23 protein-coding genes are annotated in these 22,051 nt (G+C 69.3%); 15 read left to right on the top strand and 8 right to left on the bottom strand.

The genetic code is table 11. The features are described 5' to 3' along the window. Positions 1-1,764, top strand: coding sequence for a hypothetical protein (locus VARPA_RS15200; protein WP_013541463.1), 1,764 nt, complete (start codon positions 1-3; stop codon positions 1,762-1,764). Positions 1,765-1,818: 54 nt separating this feature from the next. On the opposite strand, the gene VARPA_RS15195 is transcribed toward VARPA_RS15200, so the two are convergent. Then, positions 1,819-2,115: a hypothetical protein gene (locus VARPA_RS15195; protein WP_013541462.1), complete on the bottom strand. Its 297-nt coding sequence runs from the start codon at positions 2,113-2,115 to the stop codon at positions 1,819-1,821. A 195-nt stretch (positions 2,116-2,310) separates the two neighbouring features. On the opposite strand from VARPA_RS15195, the gene VARPA_RS15190 reads away from it, so the two are divergent. The 3 genes from VARPA_RS15190 (at position 2,311) to VARPA_RS15180 (ending at position 3,322) form a co-directional block, all read left to right on the top strand. Next, positions 2,311-2,559: a DUF378 domain-containing protein gene (locus VARPA_RS15190; RefSeq protein WP_013541461.1), complete on the top strand. Its 249-nt coding sequence runs from the start codon at positions 2,311-2,313 to the stop codon at positions 2,557-2,559. 193 nt (positions 2,560-2,752) lie between these two features. Further along, complete coding sequence (locus VARPA_RS15185) at positions 2,753-3,007, top strand: hypothetical protein (RefSeq protein WP_013541460.1); 255 nt, start codon at positions 2,753-2,755, stop codon at positions 3,005-3,007. Between the two features lie 93 nt (positions 3,008-3,100). After that, entirely contained in the window at positions 3,101-3,322 is a 222-nt protein-coding gene (locus tag VARPA_RS15180) for a hypothetical protein (protein ID WP_013541459.1), read from the top strand. A gap of 19 nt (positions 3,323-3,341) precedes the next feature. On the opposite strand, the gene galE is transcribed toward VARPA_RS15180, so the two are convergent. Continuing rightward, positions 3,342-4,373 carry a UDP-glucose 4-epimerase GalE gene (gene galE / locus VARPA_RS15175; RefSeq protein ID WP_013541458.1) on the bottom strand — a complete coding sequence of 344 codons (1,032 nt, stop codon included), beginning with the start codon at positions 4,371-4,373 and terminating at the stop codon, positions 3,342-3,344. A 207-nt stretch (positions 4,374-4,580) separates the two neighbouring features. Here galE and VARPA_RS15170 point away from each other — a divergent pair, with 207 nt between their 5' ends. Together VARPA_RS15170 and VARPA_RS15165 are read left to right on the top strand one after the other, a co-directional pair. Next, the gene (locus tag VARPA_RS15170; protein ID WP_013541457.1) at positions 4,581-8,495 is read left to right on the top strand and encodes an FAD-dependent oxidoreductase; all 3,915 of its coding nucleotides are present in this window, start codon (positions 4,581-4,583) and stop codon (positions 8,493-8,495) included. Positions 8,496-8,560: 65 nt separating this feature from the next. Next, on the top strand, positions 8,561-10,267 hold the full coding sequence (locus VARPA_RS15165; RefSeq protein ID WP_234974749.1) for an ABC transporter ATP-binding protein: 1,707 nt from the start codon (positions 8,561-8,563) through the stop codon (positions 10,265-10,267). A gap of 10 nt (positions 10,268-10,277) precedes the next feature. On the opposite strand, the gene VARPA_RS15160 is transcribed toward VARPA_RS15165, so the two are convergent. Continuing rightward, on the bottom strand, positions 10,278-11,066 hold the full coding sequence (locus VARPA_RS15160) for a GDSL-type esterase/lipase family protein (protein ID WP_013541455.1): 789 nt from the start codon (positions 11,064-11,066) through the stop codon (positions 10,278-10,280). A gap of 254 nt (positions 11,067-11,320) precedes the next feature. Between VARPA_RS15160 and VARPA_RS30220 the strand changes: the two genes are divergently transcribed. From VARPA_RS30220 to VARPA_RS30625, 6 genes are all read left to right on the top strand, one after another. Continuing rightward, positions 11,321-13,441, top strand: coding sequence for an ATP-binding protein (locus VARPA_RS30220; RefSeq protein ID WP_013541454.1), 2,121 nt, complete (start codon positions 11,321-11,323; stop codon positions 13,439-13,441). Between the two features lie 135 nt (positions 13,442-13,576). Then, positions 13,577-13,765 (top strand): hypothetical protein, encoded by a 189-nt coding sequence (locus VARPA_RS15150; RefSeq protein ID WP_013541453.1) that lies wholly within the window; start codon positions 13,577-13,579, stop codon positions 13,763-13,765. Between the two features lie 7 nt (positions 13,766-13,772). Further along, the gene (locus VARPA_RS15145) at positions 13,773-14,474 is read left to right on the top strand and encodes an alpha/beta hydrolase (protein WP_013541452.1); all 702 of its coding nucleotides are present in this window, start codon (positions 13,773-13,775) and stop codon (positions 14,472-14,474) included. A gap of 143 nt (positions 14,475-14,617) precedes the next feature. Further along, positions 14,618-16,072 carry a cytochrome ubiquinol oxidase subunit I gene (locus VARPA_RS15140; RefSeq protein ID WP_013541451.1) on the top strand — a complete coding sequence of 485 codons (1,455 nt, stop codon included), beginning with the start codon at positions 14,618-14,620 and terminating at the stop codon, positions 16,070-16,072. Beyond that, positions 16,062-17,069 (top strand): cytochrome d ubiquinol oxidase subunit II, encoded by a 1,008-nt coding sequence (gene cydB / locus VARPA_RS15135; protein ID WP_013541450.1) that lies wholly within the window; start codon positions 16,062-16,064, stop codon positions 17,067-17,069. Before VARPA_RS15140 ends, cydB begins: the two co-directional genes overlap by 11 nt. Continuing rightward, on the top strand, positions 17,050-17,217 hold the full coding sequence (locus VARPA_RS30625) for a DUF2474 family protein (RefSeq protein ID WP_013541449.1): 168 nt from the start codon (positions 17,050-17,052) through the stop codon (positions 17,215-17,217). Before cydB ends, VARPA_RS30625 begins: the two co-directional genes overlap by 20 nt. Positions 17,218-17,237: 20 nt before the next feature. Here VARPA_RS30625 and VARPA_RS15130 read toward each other — a convergent pair whose 3' ends face one another. Further along, the gene (locus VARPA_RS15130) at positions 17,238-17,744 is read right to left on the bottom strand and encodes a hypothetical protein (RefSeq protein WP_013541448.1); all 507 of its coding nucleotides are present in this window, start codon (positions 17,742-17,744) and stop codon (positions 17,238-17,240) included. 56 nt (positions 17,745-17,800) lie between these two features. Further along, entirely contained in the window at positions 17,801-18,958 is a 1,158-nt protein-coding gene (locus tag VARPA_RS15125; RefSeq protein ID WP_013541447.1) for a zinc-dependent alcohol dehydrogenase, read from the bottom strand. Positions 18,959-19,212: 254 nt separating this feature from the next. Between VARPA_RS15125 and VARPA_RS15120 the strand changes: the two genes are divergently transcribed. Genes VARPA_RS15120 through VARPA_RS15110 form a run of 3 tightly spaced genes read left to right on the top strand, consistent with a single transcriptional unit; the run spans position 19,213 to position 20,595 of the window. Next, entirely contained in the window at positions 19,213-20,121 is a 909-nt protein-coding gene (locus VARPA_RS15120; protein WP_013541446.1) for an SDR family oxidoreductase, read from the top strand. 40 nt (positions 20,122-20,161) lie between these two features. Next, entirely contained in the window at positions 20,162-20,395 is a 234-nt protein-coding gene (locus tag VARPA_RS15115) for a hypothetical protein (RefSeq protein WP_013541445.1), read from the top strand. Continuing rightward, a complete protein-coding gene (locus tag VARPA_RS15110; RefSeq protein WP_013541444.1) occupies positions 20,392-20,595 on the top strand; it encodes a hypothetical protein in 204 nt (67 codons plus the stop codon). The genes VARPA_RS15115 and VARPA_RS15110 overlap by 4 nt, the downstream gene beginning before the upstream one ends. A gap of 82 nt (positions 20,596-20,677) precedes the next feature. Here the strand turns inward: VARPA_RS15110 and VARPA_RS15105 are convergent, their stop codons facing one another. Genes VARPA_RS15105 through VARPA_RS15095 form a run of 3 tightly spaced genes read right to left on the bottom strand, consistent with a single transcriptional unit; the run spans position 20,678 to position 21,941 of the window. Then, on the bottom strand, positions 20,678-21,097 hold the full coding sequence (locus tag VARPA_RS15105; RefSeq protein WP_013541443.1) for an Hsp20/alpha crystallin family protein: 420 nt from the start codon (positions 21,095-21,097) through the stop codon (positions 20,678-20,680). Positions 21,098-21,116: 19 nt separating this feature from the next. Further along, entirely contained in the window at positions 21,117-21,554 is a 438-nt protein-coding gene (locus tag VARPA_RS15100) for an Hsp20/alpha crystallin family protein (protein WP_013541442.1), read from the bottom strand. A 51-nt stretch (positions 21,555-21,605) separates the two neighbouring features. After that, positions 21,606-21,941 (bottom strand): hypothetical protein, encoded by a 336-nt coding sequence (locus VARPA_RS15095; RefSeq protein WP_013541441.1) that lies wholly within the window; start codon positions 21,939-21,941, stop codon positions 21,606-21,608. Positions 21,942-22,051 lie beyond the last annotated feature (110 nt).

Raw genomic sequence — 22,051 nt, 5'->3', positions numbered from 1 at the left:
ATGCTGGTCTTCGGCGATGCCACGCAGCGCGAAACCGTCGCGTGCAAGCTCGACCGGCTGCGCACGATGCTGGCGCAGGCGCAGGGCTCGCCGCCCGGCATCGGGCGCCATGCATGTCTGGTCGCCGCGCTCATCGAGGCCGGCGAGCTTGCCCAGGGCATCGCCGATGCGCGCTTCCACGCGAACGGCGAACACGACGCGCCCGCGCAGGAGGTGGACGCGGCCATGGCCATCGCACTGATGCTCGCGCGCCTGTGCGCGCACTCCTGGCACAGCGGTTTGCGCGGTGCGCTCCCTTCGCGCATGCCGTCGATCGAAGGCTGGGCGGCGCACCTGCCGGCCATGGACATCGAGGTGCGGCAGCCCGAGGGCTATGCGTTCTATGCGCTTTATCCCGAGTGCTATCTCGCGGCCGCATGCCGGCTCGGTGCCGGGCCGTGGCGGGTGATTGGCCTCCGCAGCATCGGCACCAGCCTCGCCGCCATCGCGGCCGCGGCGCTCGGCGATCCGCGGCCGGTCACGCTGCGGCCGGTGGGCCATCCCTTCGGGCGCCGGGTGGCATGGCGCGCCGCGCCGCGCACCGAACCTTCGCTGCACCACGCCATCGTCGATGAAGGGCCGGGCCTCTCGGGCTCCTCGATGGCGGCGGTGATCCGGCTGCTGCGCGAAGAGGAAGGCGTGGCGCCGCAGCGCATCCACCTGCTCACGGCGCACGCGCGCGGCCCCGGTGCAGAGGCGAGCCCGCAGGTGCGTGCGCTGTGGGCGCAGGCCACTTCGCATGCGGCGGATTTCGATGCGGTGATCCTGAATGCCGCCGAGCCTGCGCACCGGTTGCAGACCTGGGTGGAGGCGTGCGTGGGATCGTTGCGCGCACCGCTTCGCGCAATCGATGGCGGCGGCTGGCGCCAGGCGCACCGCATGGCCATGGCATCGTGGCCGCCGGTCCATCCCTGGCAGGAGCGGCGCAAGTTCCTCGCAGAGGCCGAGAGCGGCACCTGGCTCGTCAAGTTCGCGGGCCTCGGCCATCGCGCGGAAGAGCGGATCGCATGCGCCGAGGCGTTGGCCCGCGCGGGTTTCTGCCCCGAGGTCGCGGGGGCCTGCCACGGCTTTCTCATCGAACGCTGGCATGGCGGCATGAGGCCGCTCTCGCAAGAGCGGCTGCATGAGCCGGCTTTGCGCACGCGGCTGCTCGCGCGCGTCGCCGACTACCTCGCATTCCGCGCACGCACATTGGCCATGCCGCAGAGCGGCGGGGCTTCATTGCGCGCGCTGTGCGACATGGGCCGGCACAACACCGTCGAAGCGCTCGGCGCCGGATCGGATGCGCCCTGGGAACGGCATCTCGCCGCGGCCGCACGGCTGCAGGCGAGCGTGCGCCCGGTGCGCACCGACAGCCGCCTGCAGCCTTGGGAATGGCTCGACGACGGCGTCCGCCTGCTGAAGACCGACGCCATCGACCACCACGCCGGCCACGACCTCGTCGGCTGCCAGGACGTGGCCTGGGACGTGGCCGGTGCGCGAATCGAATTCGCGCTCGGCGACGATGAACTCGGGGAGTTGCTGCAGGCTCTGGCTGCGCGCGGTTGCCAGGTGGACGCCGCGCTGCTCGACGTCTATTCGGTCGCCTATCCGGCCTTCCAGCTCGGCCATGCAAGCCTTGCGTCGCGCGACACCGCGGATGCAGCGGACCGTGAGCGCCTGGAGCGTCGGTTGCGTCAACTCACCGGCGCGCTGCAGGCCCGCCTCCCACAGCCGCCGCGCTGACCGGCAACCCGTGCGGGCATCGCTGCCGCAAGTTTTACCTGCGATGGCGCGCTTTCATGCAAGCCCGGCGAGCTTCGTCGGCTCGCGCGGCACGGTCTCCTGAACCTTGAAAGCCCAGAACGCGGTCGTGAGACGGCGGGGCACGCCGCCGTCCAGGCAGCTCTCGATCTTGCGACCCAGGGGCGTCAGCGCCTCGACGACCACGACCGTTCGCCCCTCGCGCTGCTCGGTATGCGCGCGGATGTGTCCCATGCGCTGCATCGTCTGCAGCATCGCGACCCGCTCGGGGTTGTCTTCGACGTGGGGCAGCGGCCCTTTTGCAAGCTGCGACAGACAGGCGGCGGTGTTCATGGCGGTCTCCTCTGCATTGGTGTGCAGACGGCGGAGCAACGCGCGTGCCTACGGACGGCGCGGCGCATCGCATGCAGGACCGACGAGCGCATCAGCGCTCTTCCTACGCAGCGGGTGTCATCTGCCTAGAGCATGCGTCGGTCTGGCGGCGTTCCACCAGGCCTTTTCGACCACCACCCCACCCAGGAGAAATTTATGAGCACCACCTTGCGCAGCAACGCGACGACCGAGGCCCGCGCCCTCGGCATTGCCGATTGGATCGCCTTGATCCTGATGATCGTCGGCGCCATCAACTGGGGCCTTGTCGGCGCCTTCGGCTTCGACCTCGTGGCCGCCCTCTTCGGAGAGATGTCGATGGCCAGCCGCATCGTCTACGTGCTGGTCGGACTCGCCGGCCTGTACGGCCTGAGCATGCCGATGCGGCTCGCACCGCGGGTGCACTGAGCACGGCACAAAAAAAAGCGGACCGCCGGTCCGCCTTTTTTCAAGTTGCCTGCGCTCGCGCGCGGGTGCGCCCTATGGCTCCGTGGAGCGATCGTCCGGAGACTGCGAGCTCGAAAGCGCGACCTCCTACACGGCGCCCGCGCGGGGTTGGCTAGCGTGAAGCCACATTGCACACATCTCACCTGGAGCATCCATGAGCAGCAAGCCCACTTCCGACGACCCTTCCAACACAGGCCAACTGCCCGCGCAGAAGGCCATGAAGCAGTTCCAGAAAACGCCTGCCGAACGCAACGAGCCTGTCGGCCCGAATGACGGTCCGGCGCTGACCCAACGCAACAAACCCGAGGGCACCCGCCCCGGCGATGCAGGCGTGGGCGAGACGGACAACCAGGGAAGTTCGCCCTATGGCGATCGGAGCCGGACGGAGAAGTCGCAGCGCGAGTCCTGAGCCGCCGCCCGGCGGCGAAAGACAAAGGAGCGCCGACGCACGGGAACGCCGCTTGCCGCAGGCCGGCCATGGCAGGCTACCCACGCAGGCACCATGAGTGAGCGCAAGGACGACACCGCATTCCTCGCCTGGAAGGAAGCGCATTGCAGGGCCGCCGAGGCCGACTTCCGCTTGAGCCTCGGCCTGCACCTTGCGATGCCCTCGATGCAGCGCGAGGCCGAGATGGAGGAAGTGCAGCGCCTCAAGCGCGTCGCGTCCGAAAAGCTGCAGCGCTTCCTGCAGGAAAGCCACCCGGGAAGCGGCCGCCCCTGCTAGCGCGCGGCATGCAGCGGTGTCAGGCCGCGGCGGCCAGCGCGGGCTGCTGGCTTTGCTGCCAGCGCCAGGCATCGCCGCAGATGTCGGCAATCGTGCGCCGCGCGATCCAGCCGGTGGCCGTTCGCATCCGCTCCACGTCAGCCCAGTAGGCGGCCGCATCGCCGGCGCGCCGCGGCCCGATCGCATGGCGCACCTCCATGCCGCAGGCGCTTGCGAAGGCACGGACGAGTTCGAGCACCGAGGTGCCCCGTCCCACGCCGAGGTTGAAGGTCGATGCGCCCGCGCCGGCTTCGAGGTGGCGCAGCGCGGCGATGTGCCCTTCGGCCACGTCCATCACATGCACGTAGTCGCGCACGCAGGTGCCGTCGGGCGTCGGGTAGTCGCCGCCGTGCACCGTGAGCTTTTCGCTCGCGCTCGATGCGACCTTGCACAGCACCGGCACAAGGTTGTTCGGCGTGCCCGAGGTGCGCTCGCCCAGCAGGCCGCTCGGATGCGCGCCCGCGGGATTGAAGTAGCGCAGCGAGGCGATGCGCCAGCGCGCATCCGCATGCGCGAGGTCTGTCAGCAAACGCTCGACGAACAGCTTCGACTGGCCATACGGGCTGCAAGGCTGCAGCGCGGCGGTCTCGCACACGGGCGAGCGCTCGGGCTGCCCGTAGACGGTGGCCGACGACGAGAAGATGAGCCGGTGCACGCCGGCCCGCTGCATGGCCGACACGAGGCTGAGCGAGCCCTGCACGTTGCAGTCGTAGTAGCCGATGGGTTGCGCCACCGATTCGCCGACCGACTTGAGCCCCGCGAAGTGCACCACCGCATGCACGGGGTACGTGGCGAAGATCCTGTCGAGCAGCGCGCCGTCGCGCACGTCGCCGCGCCAGAACACGAGCGGCTGCCGGCTGCGCGTGACCTCTGCCGCGCGCACGAGCGCATCCGCATCGGCGTTGCAGAGGTTGTCGACCACCAGGGGCGTGAACCCCGCTTCGACGAGCGCCACGCAGGTGTGGCTGCCGATGAATCCGGCACCGCCGGTCACGAGGATGTTGAGCGTCATTGCATCTCCAGTTAGGGATGCGCGAGGAACGGCAAGCGACGTTCCCGGTGCGGGTTGCCGCAGCTTTTGCAGAACGCTTCGCACGGCACCGGCACGGATTGCCGCAAGAGTCGCACGCAACAGCGCCAGCGAAAGCCTCCGCTTCACGGGCGAGGTTCAGGCATCGCCCTTGCCCTGAGGCTCTGACCTCTTCATGGAAAGCGCCTCTTGACCCCTGCTCCCGACTCCGCCGCCGCGCCGCTGTTCCGGTCTTTCTGGATGGGTGGCTACGAAGGCGCCGACCACCTCAACAGCCGCGGCGAACAGGTGGCGATGAATGCCGCCAACGGCCATGCGCAGCGGCGCGAGGAAGACTATGCGCTGCTCGCGGGCCTGGGCATCCGCACCATCCGCGAGAGCATCGGCTGGCGCGCGTTCGCAAGCAAGAGCCCGCCGGCCGCGCGCGGCGAACTCGTGCACACCGCACGGCTCGCCGCGAGCCACGGGCTGCAGGTGATCTGGACGCTTCATCACTACGGCGTGCCCGACGGGGTGGACCTTTTCGCCGCCGACTTTCCGCAGCGATTCGCCGATTTCTGCGGCGACGTGGCGCACGCGCTGCGCGATGCGGCGGACCTTGGCGACGGGCCGTTCTTCTTCCAGCCAGTGAACGAAATCTCGTTCCTGAGTTGGGCCGCGACCAGCACCTCCTTGATTCATCCGTTCCGGCACGCTGGCGCCGAGGCATCTGCGCGCGGCTACGAACTCAAGTGCAACCTCGTGCGCGCCGCGCTGCGCGGCACCGATGCGCTGTGGGCCACCTGGCCCGACGCGCGCATCGTGCACACCGACCCGCTGATCCACGTGGTGCCCGCGGCCGACCGACCCGACTGGACCGCCGAGGCCCGCGCGCTCGTCGACCAGCAATACCAGGCGTGGGACATGCTGTGCGGCAGGCTGGAGCCCTCGCTCGGCGGCGCCCCCCGCTACCTCGATGTGCTGGGCCTCAACTACTACCACGGCAACCAGTGGCAGCACCCGACCGACGAGCGCCTCTACTGGCATTTGCGCGACCCGCGGCGGCGCGACTTCGCCCAGATGATGGCCGAGGCCTGGCAACGCTACCGGCGGCCGCTCTTCATTGCGGAGACCGGCCACGTGGGCGACGGCCGCGCGCAGTGGCTCGACGAAGTGGCTGGTGCCGCGCTGCGCTGCCGGGCCGCGGGCGTGCCGCTGGAGGGCATCTGCCTGTATCCGCTGATCGACCGGCCCGACTGGGAAGACGCGCACTGCTGGCACCGCAGCGGCCTCTGGGACGTCGACCGGCGCACCGGCGCACGGCAGATCCACCAACCCTCGCTGCGGAGGCTGCGGCACTGGCAAACGCTCCTCGACGCACCGCACGCACACGCACATGGGCAGGCCTCTGCGGCCATGGCCGCACCCGACACCCGATTCCCCTCCACCTTTTCACCGACCCACTCTCCAGGAAGCCCCATGACTCCCACACTGATCGTCTTTTCCCACCTGCGCTGGGACTTCGTCTACCAGCGCCCGCAACAGCTGCTCTCGCGCCTCGCACAAGATTTCCAGGTGGTGTTCGTCGAGGAACCGGTGCCGGGCGCGGCGCATGCGGCGCTCGAGAAACTCTCGCCTTGCGACGGCGTGACGGTGCTTCGCCCGCACCTGGCCGGCAGTGCCGCCGGCTTTCACGACGACCACATCCCGCAGTTGCAGATGCTGCTCGCCGACTACCTGCAGGAGGCCGGCATCCGCGACTACTGGCTCTGGTTCTACACGCCGATGGCGATGCCGCTGGCCGCGGGCCTCGATCCCGTCGGCGTGGTGTACGACTGCATGGACGAACTCTCTGCCTTCCGGCATGCGCCGCGCCAATTGCTGCAGCGCGAAAGCGCGCTGTTCCACATGGCCGACCTCGTGTTCACCGGCGGGCAGAGCCTGTACGAATCCAAGCGCGAGCGCCATCCCGAGACGCACTGCTTTCCGAGCAGCGTGGATGCGGCGCACTTCGCCCAGCCGGCGAACGGCGACCATCCGGCACAAGCGGCCATTCCGCATCCGCGGCTCGGCTACTGCGGCGTGATCGACGAGCGCATCGACCTGTCGCTCTTCGCCGCGCTGGCCGATGCGCATCCCGACTGGCAGGTGGTGGCCGTGGGCCCGGTGGTGAAGATCGACGCGGCCGAGCTGCCGCGGCGACCCAACATCCACTGGCTGGGCCAGCGCGGCTACCAGGAACTGCCGGAGCTCATCGCGGGCTGGGACGTGTGCCTCATGCCCTTTGCGCTGAACGAAGCCACGCGCTTCATCAGCCCGACGAAGACGCTCGAATACATGGCCGCGGGCAAGCCGATCGTGAGCACGCCGATCCGGGACGTGGTCGGTCCGTATGCGGGCGTGGTCGGCATCGCCGGCGATGCCGATGCCTTCGTGCGGGCCTGCGAGAACATGCTCGCACTCGATGAGGAAGGCCGCGCCCGCCAAGCTGCCGCGCGCGAGGCCATCCTGCAATCGACCTCGTGGGACCGTACCGCGCAGCAGATGGCGGCGTTGATGGCGCGCACCGCCGAGAAGAAAGGCCCGCGCCGCGCATCGCAGGCACGCGCACTTTCGCAGACGCAGGGCATGGCGGGCCGCCCGGCGATGAACGAGTCCGGCGGCGCGAGCGCGTCGAGCCACCCGATCGTGATCCTCGGCGCGGGGCCCACGGGCCTCGCGGCGGCGCTGCATGCGGGGCGCGAGGCGCTGCTGGTGGAGCAGCACGACACCGTGGGCGGCTGGTGCCGCTCGGTGGAGGACCGCGGCTTCACCTTCGACCATGCGGGCCACATCATGTTCTCCACCGACCCGTGGGTGCTGGCGCTGTACGAGCGGCTGCTGGGCGACAACCTGCACTGGCAGGACCGCGAGGCGTGGATCTACAGCAAGTCGGTGTACACGCGCTATCCGTTCCAGTCGGCGCTGCACGGCCTGCCGCCCGATGTGCTCAAGGAGTGCCTGGTCGGCGCCATCGAGGCGCGCTTCGGCAGCCTGGGCAAGCCGGCGCTGCGCGTGTCGCCGACCGGGCCGTCGCGCGCCGCCGCGCCGGCGCCTGCTGCTGCGTCCGTACCCGCACCGACTCCCGCGCCCGCGCTCGCGCCGCCGGCAGCCCCACGCAATTTCGAGGAGTTCATCTACCAGGTCTGGGGCGACGGCGTCGCCAGGCACTTCGCCATTCCGTACAACCGCAAGCTCTGGGCGGTGCCACTGAGCGAGATGGAAACCTCCTGGCTCGGCGGCCGCGTGCCGCTGCCCGACCTGGAGGAAATGATCGACGGCGCGCTGCAGCCGGTGCGCAAGCCCATCGGCCCCAACGCGCGCTTCGGCTATCCGCTGCGCGGCGGGTTCCAGGCGCTGATGAACGGCTTCTTGCCGCTGCTCGAAGGCCCGCTCTCGCTGGGCACGCGAGTCGCCGCGGTGTCGCCCTCGCGCAAGACCGTCACCTTCGAGGACGGGCGCACGGTCGGCTTCCAGACGCTCATCAGCACCATGCCGCTGCCTCGGCTGGTGGAGGCCATCGGCGCGGAGGCGCCGGCTTTCGTGCGCGAGGCGGCGCGCCAGCTGCGCCATGTGTCGGTGCGCTGCGTGAATCTGGGCGTGGGCCGCGAAGACATCACCGACAAGCACTGGATCTACTACCCCGAAGACACGGTGTTCCACCGCATCTTCGTGCAGGGCAACGCGAGCCCGCACTGCAATGCGCCGGGCGGCTTCGGCCTGACCTGCGAGATCACCTACTCGCCCGCCAAGCCGCTGCCGGCCGAGGACGACGCGCTCGTGCGGCGCTGCATCGACGACGCGGTGCGCGTGGGGCTGCTGCGCGCCGACGATGCGATCGTCTGCGCCAACCAGGTCGACATGCCCTGCGCCTACGTGGTGTACGACCATGCGCGCGCGGCGCATGTGGAGACCATCCGCAACTGGCTCGCGGCAGCCGGCATCCTCTTGGCCGGGCGCTACAGCGAATGGGCCTACTACAACTCCGACCACGCCTTCGTTGCCGGCCGCAAGGCCGCCGAAGCGGCGCTGCAGCGCAACGCCGAAGCGAACGCCGTACCGCCCGACGTGGCGGTGGCCGCCTGAGCGCCAAACCGGCAGCGGGCGCCGACCCGCTGCCCGACCGGCCGACTCCCTTTCTCTGGCACTACGTGCGCCGGCGCCCCGTGGCGTTCGGCGGGTTGCTTGCGCTCATCGTGGCGGCCGCTGCCTGCTCGGTGGGCGTGCAGTACGGCATGAAGCTCATCGTGGACACGATGGCCGACAACGACCGAAGTTCGCGTGCCATCTGGAACTGGCTCGCGCTCTTCATCGTGCTCATCGCCGCCGAAAGCGCCCTGTGGCGCCTGAGCGGATGGCTGGGCTGCATCACCGTGGTGAACAGCGGCGTGGACGTGCGGCTCGATCTCTTCAGGCACCTCTCGGGCCATTCGCTGGACTACTTCTCGCGCCACCTCGCCGGCTCGCTCGGCAACCGCGTGACCGCCACCGCCGGTGCGACGGGCGCGATCTTCGGCACGCTGATCTGGAAGATCCTGCCGCCTTGCGTCGATTTTGTAGGCGCGGTGGTGGTGCTCTGCACGATCGACGTGCGCATGGCGCTCACGCTCATCGGCTTCGTGGGGTTGGTGGCGGCCTTCATGTTCGCGTTCGGGCGCCGCGCGCGGCCGCTGCAGCAGGCCTTTGCCGAACGCGCCTCGCAGGTAGGCGGCGAGCTGGTGGACGTGGTGGCCAACATCTTCACGGTGATGGCTTTTTCCGCGCGCGAGCGCGAGCACCGGCGGCTGCGCGAAGCCTTCGGGCTGGAGGCCCGCGCGCAGCGGCGCAGCTGGCTCTACCTGGAGAAGGCGCGCGCCTTCCACGACCTGTGCCTCTGGCTCATGGCGGGCGCCATGCTGATCTGGGCGGTGGAAGCCTGGCGCGCGGGGCTCAACGAGGCGGGCGACGTGGTGCTCATCAGCGCCCTCACCTTCCGCATCCTGCACGGCTCGCGCGAGCTGGCGCTGTCGCTGGTCGATGCGTCGCAGCACTTCGGCGTGATCGCCGAGATGCTGAAGGTGGTGGCGGTGCCGCACGAGGTGGCCGACCGGCCGGATGCGGCGCCCTTCGTGCCGGGCCCCGGCGCCATCGCCTTTCACGACGTGCACTTCGCCTACGACGACGGCCGGCCGGTGTTCGAGCACCTGGACCTCTTCATCCCGGCCGGGCAGCGGCTGGGCGTGGTCGGCCCTTCGGGCGCGGGCAAGTCGACCTTCGTGCGGCTCGTCGGCCGGGTGATGGACCCGACGCGAGGCACGGTCACCGTGGATGGCGTCGATGTATCGAGCGTGCGGCAGGACAGCCTGCGCGATGCCATCGGCGTGGTGCCGCAGGACATCACGCTGCTGCACCGCTCGATATTGGAGAACCTGCGCTACGGCAACCCCGGCGCTAGCGATGCACAGGTGCATGCGGCGGCGCGCGAGGCGCTGTGCCACGACTTCATCATGGCGCTGCCGCAGGGCTACGACACCGTGGTCGGCGAGCGCGGCGCGCGGCTCTCGGGCGGGCAGCGCCAGCGCATCAGCATTGCGCGCGCAATGCTCAAGAACGCGCCGGTGCTGCTGCTGGACGAGGCCACCTCGGCGCTGGACAGCCGCTCGGAGGCGGAAATCCAGGCCGCGCTCGCGCGCCTGATGCTCGGGCGCACCGTGGTGGCGGTGGCGCACCGGCTTTCGACGGTCGCGGCATTCGACCGGATCATCGTGCTGGTGGACGGGCGCATCGTCGAGGACGGGCCGCCGGGCGTGCTCATTGCGCGCGACGGCGTGTATGCGAGCTTGTGGCGCATGCAGGCGCAGGGACAGGAGACGCCGTGAATCCTTCGCTTCAATCGAGCTTGCCGCGCAGCACCTCGTAGCAGTGGCGGTAGGTGCTGCTGCTCGGATGGATGCCGTCGGCGGCGAAATAGCGCAGCGGGTCGCGCGAGAACACGTCGTCGCGCGCTTCCCGGAAGAAGTCCAGGTAGCAGACGCCATGGCGCAGCGCGGCGGCGGCGAACAGCGGGCGCGCCCGGCGCACCCGCGCGCTGACCCACCATGACCAGGGCGGCACGAACAGCGGCGCCAGGCCCATGTTCGCGACGCCCAGCCACACGACCGTCCGCGCACGCGGTGCGAGGTCGGCCATGACGGCATCGGCGTCGCGCGCGATCTGCGCCATGCGGCGGCGGCGCAGGATGTCGTTGCCGCCTGCAACGATCACGGCCACGTCGAAGCCGGTGCCGGCCGCCTGCAATTGCGCATGCACGTCAGTGAGCATCGCGCCGCTGCGGGCGAGGTTGCGCACCTCTGCATCGGGAAAGTCGGCCGCGATGAGGCCGGCGAGCGAATGCCGCGGGCCGTCGGCCCCCACGCCGAGCGCAGCGCTGTCGCCCACCAGCAGGAGGCGCATCGAGGGCGTCGATGCGGGCTCCGGCGCATCGTGCGCCTCGGCCTGCTTCCCGGGCCCCGCGCGCAACGCGTTGCGCACGCGCGCCCATTGAACGAGCGTGCTGGACGCGGTGGCCGCGCACAGCGTCAGCGCGGCCGCTCCGAGGGCCAGTGCCGTGGCGGAACGGGGGCGCTGCGCGAGCCGCGGCATATGCGGGTCGAGTGGCAGGTCGAGTGGGTTCGACATCGCCCCAACCCTGGCACCGATGACCGCTGGCAGGGTCGGCAAGTCATGGGATGCGGTGTCAGTCACCGGCCCATGCGCACAGGTGGCGGCATGGGCAGATGGCGCACGCGGGCGCGGGAACTCCGCCGCCCCCGGCGAGCGAAGTTCGCTGACAGGGTCGCGATGTCGACGGCGGCGACAGTCCCGACTCAACAGTGGGAACGCCCCGCCCCGCTTGAGTTTTCTCTTCTTTTCCGAGCTTTCGAGGCCATGCCGTGACCCTTGATGCAGTCCCGCCCCGTCAGTCTGCCGAAAGGGGCGCCGCGGCGGCACGCCCGGGTCCCGACCTACAGATCGAATTTCTGGACAGCCTTGCTAAGGCGACGCAGTCGCTGAGCGACCCGGCCGAGGTGATGCAGCTCACCGCGCGCCTGCTCGGAACGCACATGGGCGTGAACCGCTGCGCCTACGCCGAGGTCGATACCGACGAGGACCACTTCACCCTCACCGGCGACTACAGCCAGGGCGTGGATTCCATCGTGGGCCGCTACAGCTTCTCGCAGTTCGGCGCCGATTGCCTTCGCCTCATGCGTGCCAACGAGCCCTACGTGGTGCACGACATCGACACCGACCCGCGCGCCGCCGGCATGGACCTGGACGCCTACCGGCTCACCGCGATCCAGGCCGTCATCTGCATTCCGCTGCACAAGGACGGCCGCTTCGTCGCGGCCATGGCGGTGCACCAGCGAACGCCCCGGCAATGGCACGAGAGCGACATCGAACTGGTGCAGATGGTGGGCAGCCGCTGCTGGGAGAGCCTGCTGCGCACCCGCACGCAACACGCGCTGCAGCTCACCAACGAGCGCCTGGGCATCGCGCTGGCCGCCGCGCAGATGGGCGACTGGAGTTGGAGCTCGGCCACCGACCTGGTGACGCTCTCGCCGCGCGCGGCTGCGCTCTTCGGCATTCCGGCGGCGCCGATCACCTGGCGCGAGCTGGCCCTGCTGATCCACGAGGACGACCGCGAACGCACCGTGCGCGCCGTCGAGGCGAGCCTGCAGAGCGGCGAAACCTATCGTGAGGAATACCGGCTGGCCGGCACGGCGCCGCAGCGCTGGCTGGCGGTGTGGGGCACCCCGCAGACCGACGACGCGGGGCGCGTGGTGGGCATCCTGGGCGTGCTGCAGGAATCGTCCGAGCGAAAACGCATGGAACACGAGCTTCGCGTGCAGGCGCTCGAACTGCAGGAGGCCGACCACCGCAAGGACGAATTTCTCGCGGTGCTGGCGCACGAGTTGCGCAACCCGCTCGCGCCCATCGGCCTGGCTGCGCAGTTGCTCAAGCGTGCGCCCGATGCATCCACCCACCGCACCGCCGAGCTGATCCGCTCGCAGGTGCACCAGATGTCGCGGCTGCTGGACGACCTGCTGGACACCAGCCGCATCAAGAGCGGCCGCCTGAACATGAAGAAGGAGCGCGTGCAGGCGCGCGCGGCGGTCGAGCTCGCGCTGCAGAACGCCGGGCCGCTGCTGCGCAGCCGCAAGCACAAGACGACGGTGCAGGTCGAGGAGCACCTCGCGCTGGAGGCCGACCCGGTGCGGCTTGCGCAGGTCATCGCCAACCTGCTGACGAATGCCGCGAAGTACACGCCGGTGGGCGGGCTCATCGGCATCACTGCGTCCGCCGCCGGCAGCGATGCCTGCGAGTTCGTGGTGAGCGACAACGGCATGGGCCTGAAACCCGGCTCGCTGGAACGCATCTTCGAGATGTTCTCGCAGGAAGACACGGTGCTGCACCGGCCCGAGGGCGGCCTGGGCATCGGCCTTGCACTCGCGCGGGCGATCGTCACGGCGCACGGTGGAACCATCGTGGCCGAGAGCGAGGGCCTCGGAAAAGGCAGCCGTTTCGTGGTGCGGCTGCCCACGGGGAACGCCGCGGACGTTCCCGCGGCCGGTAGCGCGCTGCCCGCCGGCGCGGCCGCCGCTTCGCTCAGCATCGTGGTGGCCGACGACAACGTGAGCGCGGTCACGCTGCTGGCCGAGCTGCTGCGCATGGAAGGCCACCGCGTGCACGTCGCCACCGACGGCGCCCAGGCGCTGGCCGTGGCGCATGCGGTGCAGCCGTCGGTGCTCATCCTGGACATCGGCATGCCCAAGCTCACCGGCTACGAAGTGGCACAGGCGGTGCGCCGCACGACGTGGGGGCAGCAGGCATTTCTTCTCGCGGCCACGGGCTGGGGGCAGGAAGCCGACAAGGAACGCGCGAAGGCCGCGGGCTTCGACGCGCACTTCATCAAGCCCTTCGATCCGGAAGAGCTGCTGGCCGTCATCCAGAACAAGGTGACGATGCAGGCCGGCGATCGCGATGTCGACGGCGGGGCTGCGCCGGCGGCGTGAAGATCGGCGCCCGTCTTGCCGTGCCGCAAGCGCGGCGACAAGGCGGCTTCGCACCGGGCCGTGCGCCCGATGCCTACAACCGGCGGCCGTGGCCCTGTGCATCGTGCCCTCAAGATTTCCCCACAAGGAGAAGCCATGCCCACCGATGCCAAGCCTGCCACCTCGCCCTCCCCGGTTCGCCCTGACGAGGCCCAGGTCCGGACCGAAGACCTCGAGACGCCCTCGCCCGATCCGGACGGCGCCGACCGCAGCGACGACCCCGAAACCCAACCCGGCAAGGGCGAGAACGCACCCGGCTTCCTGAAACCCGGAAGCACGAAATAGCACGCCCATGGCGCCCGCGCATCCGTCGCTGCTCGTCTGCCCCGGCTGGAACGACCACGGCAAGCCGCAGTACGAACGGCTTCGCGCGGTGCTGGAGCCGCGCGGCTGGCATTGCCGCAGGGCCGGCATTCCCGATGCCGACTGGGACCGTGCCGAGCGCAAGTCGGAGAGCCGCGCGGACAGCCTCGCGCAAGTGCTGAAGGACTACGACGCGCTGGCCGAAACGCCGGGCGCCGATGCCGAGGCCATCGGCGTGCTCGGCTTCAGCTATGGCGCCTACGAGGCCGCGATGCTCACCGCCAGCCGCTCTCCAGCCTGGCTCGCGCTCCGGTCGCCGGCCCTCTACCCCGACGAAGACTGGACCCGGCCGAAGGAAGAGCTCGACAGCGATGCGCTGCAACGCTACCGGCGCCTGCGCATCCGCCCCGGCGAGAACCGCGCGCTCGCCTGCTGCGCGGCCTTCCGCGGCGACGTGCTGCTGCTCGAATCCGGATGCGACGAGGTCATTCCGTGCGAGGTGATCGAGAACTACGCGGAGGCGTTCGGCAATGCGAGGTCGCTGACCCGTCGGGTGCTGCCCGGCGCCGACCATGAGCTTTCGGCGGAGCAACACCGCGCGGCCTACCACGCGCTCGCCGTGTCATGGCTCGACGAACGATGGTCGGAGCGGCGCGTCGGCATGCGGGCCGGCGACGCGCGCGCCGCCTGAGTGCGTCGCCCTTCCCGCCGGGACAGAACAGGCAGGACGAAATGTCCAAGGGCGAACTGTCCTATTCCCAAATGCCGCAGGCAGGCGTCCAATGACGTCAGGCACAGAACCGATGCGCCGCAACCAACGAAAACGCACAAGCCATGGACTCCCTCACGCTGGCGCGCATCCAGTTCGGTTTCACGATCTCGTTCCACATCGTCTTTCCGGCGCTCACGATCGGGCTCGCGAGCTACCTCGCGGTGCTGGAGGGCCTGTGGCTGCGCACCGGGCGCAAGGTCTACATCGACCTCTACCAGTTCTGGATCAAGGTGTTCGCGGTCGCCTTCGGCATGGGCGTGGTGTCGGGCCTCGTCATGGCCTACCAGTTCGGCACCAACTGGAGCAACTTCTCGCGCTTCGCGGGCGGCGTGACCGGGCCGCTGCTCGCCTACGAGGTGCTCACCGCGTTCTTTCTCGAAGCCGGTTTTCTGGGCGTGATGCTCTTCGGGCGCGACCGCGTCGGGCCGGGGCTGCATTTCGTCTCGACGCTGGCCGTGGCGATCGGCACGCTGATATCGGCCACCTGGATCCTCGCGTCCAACAGCTGGATGCAGACGCCGCAGGGCCACGAGATCATCGACGGCCGGGTGGTGCCGGTCGACTGGCTGCGGGTGATCTTCAACCCGTCGTTCCCCTACCGCCTTGCGCACACCGTCGTCGCTTCGTACATCGCGACCGCGCTGATGGTCGGCGGCGCGGCGGCCTGGCACCTGCTGCGCGGACGCGACAACACGCGGGTTCGCACGATGCTCTCGATGGCGCTGTGGATGCTGCTGGTGGCCGCGCCGATACAGGCGCTCATCGGCGACCAGCACGGCCTCAACACCATGGAGCACCAGCCGGCCAAGCTCGCTGCCATCGAAGGCCACTGGGAGCGCACGCCCGAGGGCGAAGGCGTGCCGCTCATCCTGTTCGGCTGGCCCGACATGGCCGCCGAGACGACGCGCTACGCCATCGAGATTCCGCGTGCCGGCAGCCTGCTGCTGGCGCACAGCTGGGACGGGCAGATCCCGGCCTTGAAGGACTTTCCGCCCGAGGACCGGCCGAACTCCACCATCGTGTTCTGGACCTTCCGCCTCATGGTCGGCCTGGGCGTGCTGATGATCGCGCTCGCGTTCTGGGGCCTGTGGCTGCGAAGGCGCGAGCGCGTCTTTTCGAACCGGCTCTTCCTGCGCTTCGCGCTGCTGCTGTCGCCGGCCGGGTTGGTGGCGATTCTCGCGGGCTGGTACACGACCGAGATCGGTCGTCAGCCCTGGGTGGTGTACGGCCTCATGCGCACCGCGGACGCGGTCTCGCCGCAGCATTCGGCGTCGCAGGTCGGCTTCACGCTCGCGCTGTTCGTGCTGGTCTACCTCGCGGTGTTCGGTGCCGGCACTGCGTATGGTTTGCGGCTGATCGCCAAGGGTCCGCCCGACGACGACCACGAACCGCCCGAGGCGCCCGTGCATGGCGGGCCGGGCGAGCCGCGCCACCCGATGCGGCCGCTGTCGGCCGCGCGCGAAGGCGTGGATGCGGAAGGCGATCTCGCCGCACCGGAGGCTGGCCATGGGCATTGACCTTCCCCTGATCTGGGCCGTGATCATCCTCTTCGGGATCATGATGTACGTGGTGATGGATGGCTTCGACCTGGGCATCGGCATCCTCTTTCCGTTCGTGCCCGCCAAGGAAGACCGCGACGTGATGATGAACACCGTCGCGCCCGTGTGGGACGGCAACGAGACCTGGCTGGTGCTCGGCGGCGCGGGCCTGCTGGCGGCGTTTCCGCTGGCCTATGCGGTGATCTTGAGCGCGTTCTACCTGCCGCTCATCCTCATGCTGGTCGGGCTCGTTTTCCGCGGCGTGGCCTTCGAGTTCCGCTTCAAGGCGCGCGCGGGCAAGCGCCGCTGGTGGGACGCGGCGTTCATCGGCGGTTCGTTCACCGCCACCTTCTTCCAGGGCGTGACGCTGGGCGCGTTTCTCAACGGGCTGAAGGTGGTCGACGGCAACTTCTCGGGTGGTCCGTTCGACTGGGTCTCGCCCTTCTCTATCTTCACCGGCCTCGCGCTGGTCGCCGCGTACGCACTGCTCGGTGCCACCTGGCTCGTGATGAAGACCGAAGGCGAACTGCAGCAGCGCATGCGCGCGCTTGCGCGCCCGCTGGTGTGGGCGATGCTCGCGGTGATCGGCGTGCTGAGCGTGTGGACGCCGCTCGCGCACGAGGCCATCTCGCGCCGCTGGTTCACGCTGCCGAACCTGCTGTACTTCTTGCCGGTGCCGCTGCTGGTGGGCGTGGTCACCTGGCGGCTGGTGCACACGCTGCGCGGCGACGGCCATGCCGCGCCCTTCGTGCTGACGCTCGCGCTGCTCTTCCTCGGCTACACGGGCCTGGGCATCAGCCTCTGGCCGAACGTGATTCCGCCCGACATCTCGATCTGGCAGGCGGCCGGGCCGCCGCAGAGCCTGGGCTTCGCGCTGGTGGGCGCGCTGCTGATCATTCCGGTCATCCTCATGTACACGGCCTGGAGCTACTGGGTGTTTCGCGGCAAGGTGCGGCATGGCGACGGATACCACTGAAGCCTCCGCGCGCCCGCCACGCTCCCCGCGCACCTGGCGGCGGCGCCTCGGCTGGCTCGCGGGCATCTGGCTCGCGAGCGTCTGCGTGATGTTCGTGGTGGCGGTGGTGTTCCGCTTCCTGATGGCCGCGGTCGGCCTCTCGCGGTAACCGCGCCCGCCCTCTTCCCTTCAGCGCCGTCTCTTCAGCGCGATAGCGATCAGTGCCAAGGCCGCAATGCCGATCGCGGCCTTGCGCGCCGCGCCCATCGGGTTGTGCTTGAGCTCCGCGCGCCCGCCCATCTCGGCATAGAGGTTGGGCACATGGCCGCGCGAGAGGTCTTCGATGAGGCCTTCGCCCATGTTCACCCGGTCGGCCAGCAGCAGCATCATCCAGTGGCGCAGGTCGTTCTCGGAGTGCCTGAAGGCCTGGCGGCGCAGCCAGCCGCTCAGGCCCTTGGGCGGCAGCGTGGTGCCGTAGATCGGCGTGATGCGCGGGCGCTCGGTGGACACCAGCACCTCGGCATGCGAATGCTGCTGCTCGGGCGGCGGCACCGCATGCGGCAGCCGCGGCGGCGTGCGCTCCATCGGGTAGGCCGGCCGATGGGCGTGGTCGAGGTCGGCGCCCCAGCCGACGATGTGCGCATGGCGCTCGGCTTGGCTGCGCGGCGGGTTCTGTTGTGCGTCTGTGATGATCATGCGGATCGCTCCAATGAGGGTGGCATCCCGGCCTTCAGCCGGTCGTTGGCGGGCCGTCAACCGGCAAGCGCCGAAGGCGGCACCAGCACCGTCTTGATGCAGTTGTCCAGCTTGCTGGAGAACAGGTGGTAGGCATCGGCCACGTCGCGCAGGTCGATGCGGTGCGTGATGATTTCGCTCGGCCGGATGCGCCCCGCCTGGATGTGTTCGATGAGCCGCGGCAGGTGCCGCTTCACGCTCGCCTGGTTCATGCGCAGCGTGAGCCCCTTGTTGAGCGCGTTGCCGATCGGCACCGCATTGAAGGTCGGCCCGTACACGCCCACGATCGACACCCGCCCGCCCTTGCGGACAGAGTTGATGCACCAGTGCAGCACGGTCGCCGCGCCGCCCTGCAGCTTGAGCTTCACGCCCAGCAGCGTGTGCGCGAAGCTGCCCGCGGCTTCGCAGCCCACGCAGTCGATGCACACGTCGGCACCGAGGCCATCGGTCATCTTCTTGATGTGGATCGCCATGTCGCCGACCTGCTTGAAATCGACCACCTCGCACTGCGCGTAGCGGCGCACGAAGTCGAGCCGGTACTCGATGTGGTCGACCACGATCACGCGGCCCGCGCCCAGCAGCCACGCCGACTTGGCGGCAAAGATGCCGATCGGCCCCGCACCGAAGATCACGACGGTGTCGCCCTCCTCGATGTCGCCCATCTCCGCGGCCTGGTAGCCGGTGGGCAGCGCGTCGGTGAGCAACACCGCGTCGTCCACGTTCATGTCGGGCGGGATGACCGTGGGGCCGACGTCGGCCATGGGCACGCGCACGTACTCGGCTTGCCCGCCGTCGTAGCCGCCGGTCGTGTGCGAGTAGCCGTAGATGCCGCCGACGGCGGTGGCCTCGGGGTTGGTGTCGTGGCAGTTGCTGTACAGCTCCTTCTGGCAGAAGTAGCAATTGCCGCAAAAGATGTTGAACGGCACCAGCACATGGTCGCCCGGCTTCAGGTGCTGCACCGCCGAGCCGACCGCCTCGACCACGCCGGTGAACTCGTGGCCGAACGTGGTGCCCACGCGCGTGTCGGGCACCAGCCCGTGATAGAGGTGCAGATCGGAACCGCAGATGCACGAACGCGTGACGCGCACGATCGCGTCGCCCGGATGCTCGATCTCGGGCTCGGCCTTGTGCGCGGCGCGCACGCGGTAGGGCCCGCGGTAGTTCATGGCCAGCATGGTGGTGTCGCTCCTTGTGGGTTGCATGGGACAGGCGCCATCGGCGGCTTTCTTGCCGCCCGCGAGGCTTGGCGCCCCGGCCTGTAGCCGGCAAGGCGTGTGCCTGCTACAGGCCTGCACCGTGTCGAAGCGCTCGCATGTGCATCACCGAAGTGTTTGTATTTGTTGGCGCGGATGCCGTCCTTCGACGAGGGCTCGCGGGAACGCCGATTGCCGGAAGAAGCCATCGCGAAATTCACCGAAGGAGCTTTTTCATGTCCAGACCAGACCGACCGCTCGACCAGCAGGTCATCGTCATCACCGGCGCCTCCAGCGGCATCGGCCTTTGCACCGCCCAGCTCGCCGCGCAGCAGGGCGCGAGCCTCGTGCTCGTCGCGCGCAGCGGCGATGTGTTGCGCGCGCTTGCCGAAGACATCAAGGCGCAGGGCGGCCATGCCGTGGCGGCCGAGGCCGACGTGGCCGACCGCGAGCAGCTCGATCGCGTCGCGTTGCTCGCGGTCGGCCACTTCGGACGCATCGACACCTGGGTGAACGATGCGGGCATTTCCATCTACGGCCGGCTCGACGAGGTGAGCGAGGCCGACAGCCGCCGCCTGTTCGACACCAACTTCTGGGGCGTGGTGAACGGATCGCTCGCCGCGCTGCCTTATCTCAAGCTCGTGAAGGGCACACTGGTGAACGTGGGCAGCGAAGTGTCCGACGCGGTGATTCCGCTGCAGGGCATGTACTCGGCCTCCAAGCATGCGGTGAAGGGCTTCACCGACGCGCTGCGCGTGGAGCTGGAAGACGTCGACAAGAGCGGCGTGACGGTGACGCTGATCCAGCCCACCGCCGTCGACACGCCCTACCCCGAGCACGCGCGCAACTACATGGACAAGGAGCCCAAGCTCCCCACGCCGATGATCGATCCGCTGCAGGTCGCCGAGGCGATCCTGAAGGCCGCAGTGAGCGGCGGGCGCGATGTGAAGGTGGGCGGCATGGCGGTGATGAACACCGTGCTTTCCAAGGTGCTGCCCTCCGTGGCCGATCGCATGTCGGCCAAGCAGGCCGAGCGGCAGCAAAAGGACGAGAGCGCCCGGGTGCGCGACCCCGAGGGCGCGCTGTACCGCGCGGGCAACTCGGGGCGCACGCACGGAATGCCGGCGAAAGAAGCGCCGCATTGAAAACCGCCAGGCATCTCGAAGGAATTGAAGGAGTTGCCCCATGTCCCACAGATACCTCGCCAAGCTGGCCTCGCGCCGCCTTCCCATGTTCGTGACCACGCCCTCGCGGTTGCGGCACCTGCGCCGCCTGGCCGCCATAGGCCATGTGGAGGCGCGCTTCTATCCGCCGGACGCGCGCGACGGCCAGTTCGGCGAAGTGCTGGCATTGACGCCCGCCGGGCGCGGCGCGCTTGCCGCGCGGGAATCGCGCGAATCGCGAGGCGGCGGCGCATGAACCCGAAACAACGCGACAAGCAGGGCGACGTTGGCCGCCGCCTGATGTGGACGCTGCTGGGCTCCCTGGCGGTCATCGTCGTGGTGGTGCTGTTCTTCTTCGGCTTCAAGGAGCCCGAGAAGGGACCGGGCAACCTGCCGCCCGGCGGGGCCACGGCACCGGTGCAGGAGAACGGCGGGCTTGCGCCGCCGAAGAAATAGAGACAAGGACGGCGGCGGCCCAAAAGGACCACCGCCGTCGAAGGTTGCCGGATGCCGCCGAGGGCGCTCGGCGGCCGGCCGCTCAAGCGACCTGGACTTCGATCCTCCGCGGCTTGGCATGCTCGGCCTTGGGAATCCGCAGCGTCAGCACGCCTTGCGCGAGTTCGGCCGAAACCTTCTCGGTGTCCAGCTCCTTGCTGAGCGTGAACACGCGACGGAAGCGGCCGAGCCCGACCTCGGTATGGCTGGTCTTCAAGCCATCGGGCACGGTCAAGGCCGACTCCGCCTCGATGGTCAAGGTCTCCGCCTCGACATGAAGGTTCAGGTTCTCACGCGAAACGCCGGGCAAGTCAGCGTACAGGGTGATGCCGCCCGCGTCCTCGACCACGTCCACGGGTGGCGTCAAGGCCGCATTGCCATAGCGGGGTGCCGCCTGCTTGCGGTCGGCCTGTTCGGGCGCACCGGGCGCGCCGGCGCGTTGGGTCTGGATGTCGTTGCTCATGGTGTTCATCTCCTTGATCTCACTGGACGGAAATGCGGCGCGGCTGGGCCGACGCGCGGCGGCGGATGGTGATGCGCAGCACGCCGTCGCGCAGCTTGGCGTCGACCGCCTCCGGGTCGGCATCGTCGGGCAGCGTGAGCATCCGGCGGAACGCGCCCTCGAAGCGCTCGTTGATGTGCACCGCCGCCTTCGCCTCGGCTGCCGGCAGCACGCCCTTGCGCTCGCCCGCGATGGTCAGCAGGCCGCGCTCGAGTTTGACTTCGAGCGTGGCCGGATCGACGCCGGGCGCAAACGCATAGATCTCCACGGCCTGCGGCGTTGCGCCGACGTTCAGTGCGGGAAATCCGTTGCTGCCGAAGCCGCGGATGGTGGGTGCCAGGTCGAATGCCTGCTGCATGTCCCGCTGCAGGCGATCCATCTCGGCGAGCATGTCGCGTGGAAAGAAAGATCGGTACATGTTGGAACCTCCAAATATCTGGAATCAGAAAGACTGGTTTCGGGCCGGGGCCTATTGCGGCAAGGTGTGCGCATCGGCCGATCGCGGCGGGCCGCTGGCGTTCGAGCGGCGCCACGCGGTGATCCGCGGGGAGCGGTTCCGCCAGCGCGGCGGTCGGGATTCCGGATAGCTGAATTTCGCCAGTTCCTCGCGTCCCTTCTGGGTCACCGCCAGCACCTGGGCCGCCGAGGGAGAGCCCGACAGCGACAGCGGGTTCGAGGGCGATGGCACGAGCGCCACGACGAGGCCGGCAGCGCGAAGCACCCTGACACCGTCGATGTCTTCGTCGCGATAGAACGTGACTGGCAGGCGGGAGCCGGCGATTTGCTTGAGCAAGTTCATGGTCATTTCAATACCTCCTTTTTCGGTCGACCAATTTCCGACGGAAGAAAAGATAGGCGGGCCATCGCGGATTTCAAGAGGGAAATTTTCGACACCCGCATCGCTCGTCCGGCGAG

Origin of the sequence: Variovorax paradoxus EPS (assembly GCF_000184745.1) — a bacterium.
GTDB lineage: Bacteria > Pseudomonadota > Gammaproteobacteria > Burkholderiales > Burkholderiaceae_C > Variovorax > Variovorax paradoxus_C.
Note: the sequence above shows the minus strand (reverse complement) of the source record. Positions and strands in the feature narration are given on the sequence as shown.